We start from the raw sequence: 5211 nt of genomic DNA on the forward strand, positions 1-5211 counted from the left end.
CTTCCGCGCCAGCGCCGGCTACCAGAACCGCGCGCCGATGGTCTACGTGGGCGCCAACGACGGCATGCTGCACGCCATCGACGGCAGCAAGACCGGCGCCATGGCCGGCGTGGAACGCTTCGCCTACATCCCGCTGGCGGTGTACCCGAAACTAAAGCAGCTCACCGATCCCAACTACGTCCACAAGTTCTTCGTGGACGGCTCGCCACAGGCCGGCGATGCCTACATCGGCGGTGCCTGGAAGACGGTGCTGGTCGGCACGCTGGGCGGCGGCGGGCGCGGCGTATTCGCGCTCGACATCACCGACCCCGCCAGCTTTGGCCCCGCCAAGGTGCTGTGGGACAAGGCCGTCACCGGCGACAGCAACCTCAACATCACCGACGACGCGGACCTCGGCTACACCTACGGCCAGGCCAGCATCGGCCGTCTGGCCAACGGCAAATGGGCGGCGGTGTTCGGCAACGGTCTCAACAGTAACAACAAGCACGCCGTGCTGTTCATCGTGGACCTCGAAACCGGCGCCATGATCAAAAAAATCGACACTGGCTACGGCGGCGCCACCGCCGACAACGGACTTTCCACCCCCAGCATCGTGGACGCCGATTACGACCGCATCATCGACTACGTCTACGCCGGCGACATGCAGGGCAACCTGTGGAAATTCGACCTCACCGCCAGCAGCCCCGACGGATGGAAGGTGGCTTACGCATCCGGCAGCACCAAACAGCCGCTGTTCGTCGCCAAGGCGCCGGACGGCAGCCGCCAACCCATCACCGCCAAGCCGGAAGTGACGCGGCGCAAGGACGGCGATTTGATGGTGTTCTTCGGCACCGGCAAATACTTTGAGGCAGTGGACCGCCGCGTAGTGACCAGCCCGGCCCCGCAGGTACAAACTTTTTATGGCGTGCGCGACCCCGGCAGTGCCATTACTACCGGGCGCGCCACGCTGGTACAGCAATCGGTCATCGCCACCGTGAAACAGTTTGACCAAACCCTGCGCGTCACCACCGCCAACCAGCCCACCACCACCCAGCCGAACGGCTGGTACCTCGACCTGCCGACCGCCGGCGAGCGGCAGGTCAGCCGCCCCCAACTACGCGGCGGCCGCCTCATCTACACCACCGTCATCCCCAACAGCGACGCCTGCCACGCCGGCGGCGACAGCTGGCTGATGGAAATGGATGCCATCACCGGCAGCCGCTTTGCCTACACGCCGTTCGATCTCAACAACGACAACCAATTCAGCGCCAGCGACTTCGTGACCGTCACGATCGACGGCCGCGAACAAAAGGTGCCGGTGTCGGGCAAAAAATACGGCGACGCCGCATCGGGCGGCGGCGTGGTCAAAACGCCGGCCGTCATCGACGACGCAGGCCGCGAAATCAAGGTGAGCATCCTGAGCAACGGGACCAAGAACGTGACGCCAAACAACGTCCCGCCGGACGAACTGGGCCGCCAGTCCTGGCGCCAACTGCAATGAAGACAAGGAGACCCGCCATGCCGACACCACGCCGATTTCTCGCCAGCCTGGCGCTGCTGACCGCGCTGGTCGGCGCGGCCGGCGCCGAAACCCTGCGCGGCGGCGGGCGCATCAGCGCCCTGAACAATCCGCCCGGCACGCTGCGCGTGGACGACACGCAACTGGCCATCGAGCGCAGCACGCAGGTATTGGACTTCGGCGGCAAGCCCAGCAACGCCGCGGCGTTGGAAGTGGGCATGTCGGTGTCCTACACCGCCGACGCGCCGGCCAAGCCCGGCCAGTTGCCCACGCTGCGCCAGATTCGCATGGTGCCGAACTGAGCCATGACCGTGCCCGACAACCCAAGCGCCGCCCGCCGGCCCGTGCGCGGCTTCACGCTGGTGGAGCTGATGATCGTGGTGGCCATCGTCGGCATCCTCACCGCCATCGCCTACCCCGGCTACCGCAGTTTCGTGCTGCGCAGCCATCGCAGCGACGCCACCACCACGTTGCTGCGCATCGCCCAGAACCTGGAGCGTTATTACACCCTGCACAACAGCTATACCGGCGCGGAACTCGATCCCGACCCGCCGGACCCGGCAACGAGCCTGTGGGGCAGCGACACCACCCCGGAGGGCTTCTACACGCTGTCCCTGCCCACGCTGACCGCGGACACCTACACCATCCGCGCCACCGCCACCGGCACGCAGACCGCCGACGCCGCCTGCGCCACCATCGAGCTCAAGCACACCGGCGAGCGCACGCCCGCCGAGTGCTGGTGACCCGAACCGCACCACAAGCGCCGTAGGAGCGGCTTCAGCCGCGAAAATCGACGGCGCCGCGGGCCCGCGCCCGCAAGGCAAAGCGCCGCTCCCCTGCGAGTGGCGAGCCAGGGATGGCTCGCCCGCGAATCAAGCGCGTCGGGCGCTCGATTCGCGCAGGCCCGAGCGGACAGGCACCGCGACGAGCCGCGTGGCAAAAAAGGGTAGGAAGCCCTTTTTGCCACGGCCTGCCAAATAAACCACGGCCCAGTCGCGACGGCCCCAGCGCAACCACCATCTCCAGGCATCGAGCCACCCCGAAGCCGCCCTGCGGCGACTTCGGAGTTCCCCGAAGGCCGGATGCGACCAGAGCCCGTCAGGTGTGGGTCTCGATCTGGCCGTTACCGATCAGCGTGCTCAGCGTGGTGTTGACGTTCTGCAGCGTGGCGACTTGCACCGCGTCGGTGTGAGTGCCGCCGGTCGCATCGAAAGCGACCGTGGTATTGGTGCCGGGCGTCACCACCAGGTAGTCACCTGGATTGGCGTTGAACGTGCTCTCGGAGATACCGGCCCCGCTCAACAGATCGGCGATGTTCAGCACATCCCCGCCCGACGCCGGCGTGCCGAGGTGGAAATCGGTGATGACGTCCACCCCGTGCCCGATGTCGCCCTGCTGGAACACGAAGGTGTCGCTACCGCTGCCGCCGGACAACAAATCGCTGCCCGCGCCGCCATAGATGAGGTCGTTGCCCTCCTGCCCGAAGATGAAGTCGTCGCCGGCACCGCCGTACAGCGTGTCGTTGCCGCCGCTGCGCCCGCTCTCCTGGGCCAGCTCCGACAAATGACCCTGGATGTAGGCGATGGTGTCGGCACGATCCCAGGTGGTGTCCGTCCCCTGGCCGGCTTCGAGCTGCTGGAACACCTGCCAGCCGGCGCCGGGCGCCGTGCTCAATCCCTGCGCATGGGCAAGCGTGTCCGTGTAAGGCGCATCACCAAAGATGATGTCGTTGCCATGGCCGCCCACGATCACGTCGCTGCCGGCCTGCGTGGCTACCGTGCCGCCCCCCGAGATCTGCCCCACCACGGCGGCGAGCTGTTCCGCCGTGGTGATGTTGTCCGATGCATGGTTGCCCGGATCTCCAGGCAGTTGGCCCTCGACCTGATCCAGCACATCTAGCGCGGTTTCGGTGACGTTGATGCCCACCGCCTGAATGTTGAAGCCGGCGCTCTGAATGAGGCCGATCTCGGAAACGGTATCGCCATCACCAGTGCCGGTGATGTGAAGAACCGTATTGGCATCGAAGCTGCTGCCATTGCCGCCCAATGTGCTGGTGCCGTTGCCGACATAGTGATAAGTCGGCTCGCCGTCCGAAATAAACAGCACCGTGTTGACGTCGGCATGAGCAATGGGAGCCCCCACGCCCAGCTTCACCGACTCCAGATCGACGGCGCCCGACTGCCCCGTGGGCACCGTAAAGGCGATGTAGTCGATGCTGAGCCCGGTCGGCGCCTGGACGTTGAACGTATACGCACTGCTTCCGCTGAAGCTCACCGTTGCCGTCGCCGATGTGCCGTTCGAGTACGTCACGGTGTAATTCACCGTATGCGCGCCGTTGCCGAAGCTGCGCATTGCGAAAGTCGCCTCGCTGATTGACGGGCCGTTGAAACCAGCCGTGGTGAAGTTGGTCCCAGGACCGTCGAAATCGGTGCCCGGGCCGAAATCGAAGCGCAGCACCTCGCCGGAGTCGAGCTTGTTGCTATCCGTCCCACCTTGCACGCCCCAGCCGGCGGAAACGCTGCCATTGGCGTCACGCAGGTCCGTCAACGCCAGCGTCGGCCCCCAGCCGGACACCAAGGCGTAGGCGATTCCGTCGGCACCCTTGAGAAGCGACGCAGAATCGTTGTTACTGTTCCCAGATGCCAGATTGTGATCGCTCGCCGTGGAAGCGGTAATGGTCACCGTTTGTTGCAATGTGCCCTGGATCCAGGCCGCAGCCGTTCCCAATCCCGCCTCGTAATTGGTACCGCCGTTGGCGCTTAGAGAGTTAACGACAGCCGTGGCCTGAGCGAGGGCATCGTGATTGACCACCCCGTTCACGATCAGGTCGTACGTGCCCAGGGAACCGCTGTGGGTGTTGAACTGCGTAAGGTTGACGCGGATGTTTTCCGCCCCTGTGTGAGTCAGGTCCTCCAACGCCGCGATGGTCGCCGCCTTCAACGCATCGAGCCGCGACACCGTTCCGCCGTTGAACGAGATGCTCGTGCTCATACTGCCCGACGTATCCAGCACCATGACGATATTGGCCGACTGCCCCGGCACCAGCTGTGAGCCGCCGGGGTCGCCAATAAGGATATCGGCGCCGTTGCCGCCGGTGATGGGGCCTTCATCCCCGGGAGCTTTTGGTACCAAGTGATTCGTGGTGGACCCAGTCTTGTCATCTTCGCTCGAGCCGACGATTAGATAGGGCGGATCGTCGCCGTCCACGATGGTGGCCGTGCCGCTGTCGCTCAGCGGCGGCGTGCCGTCGCTGGTCAGCGTCCCGGTCAGGGTAAAGGTCTCGTCGGCTTCGTCGATGCCGTCCGCCACCGTGTCGGTCTTCACCAGCACGATGCTGTCGCCCGCGTCGATCGCAAACGGCGTGCCTTCGGTCGCGTTCTGCCAGGTGGCGCCGCCGTCCAGGCTGTACTGGAAGGTGGTGGCCTTGTAGTCGCTGCCTTCGGTGGCCGTGCCGGGCGTCAGCGTCAGGCTCAGTGTGCTGCCCGCCGCCGCACCGGTGATCTTGACGCCAAAGATGGCGTCCTGACCTTCCGGCACCGTGATGTCGCCCAGACCCGTGTCCGGGTTGCCCACCTGGATGGTCGGCTCGTCGCCGTCCACGATGGTGGCCGTGCCGCTGTCGCTCAGCGGCGGCGTGCCGTCGCTGGTCAGCGTCCCGGTCAGGGTAAAGGTCTCGTCGGCTTCGTCGATGCCGTCCGCCACCGTGTCGGTCT

General features: G+C 65.6%; 4 protein-coding genes. 3 read left to right on the forward strand and 1 reads right to left on the reverse strand.

The window, feature by feature from the left end; all coding sequences use genetic code 11:
* From PHC73_RS11265 to PHC73_RS11275, 3 genes are all read left to right on the forward strand, one after another.
* A partial coding sequence (locus PHC73_RS11265; protein WP_300128136.1) for a PilC/PilY family type IV pilus protein occupies nt 1-1480 on the forward strand: 1480 nt, incomplete at its 5' end.
* Between the two features lie 17 nt (nt 1481-1497).
* The gene (locus tag PHC73_RS11270) at nt 1498-1800 is read left to right on the forward strand and encodes a hypothetical protein (protein ID WP_300128139.1); all 303 of its coding nucleotides are present in this window, start codon (nt 1498-1500) and stop codon (nt 1798-1800) included.
* 3 nt (nt 1801-1803) lie between these two features.
* Nucleotides 1804-2241, forward strand: a complete 438-nt coding sequence (locus PHC73_RS11275) for a type IV pilin protein (RefSeq protein ID WP_300128142.1) — start codon at nt 1804-1806, stop codon at nt 2239-2241.
* Between the two features lie 355 nt (nt 2242-2596).
* On the opposite strand, the gene PHC73_RS11280 is transcribed toward PHC73_RS11275, so the two are convergent.
* On the reverse strand, nt 2597-5211 hold a 2615-nt coding region (locus PHC73_RS11280; RefSeq protein WP_300128145.1), incomplete at its 5' end, for a type I secretion C-terminal target domain-containing protein.

The organism is Immundisolibacter sp., from assembly GCF_028696615.1.
Taxonomy (GTDB): Bacteria; Pseudomonadota; Gammaproteobacteria; order Immundisolibacterales; family Immundisolibacteraceae; genus Immundisolibacter.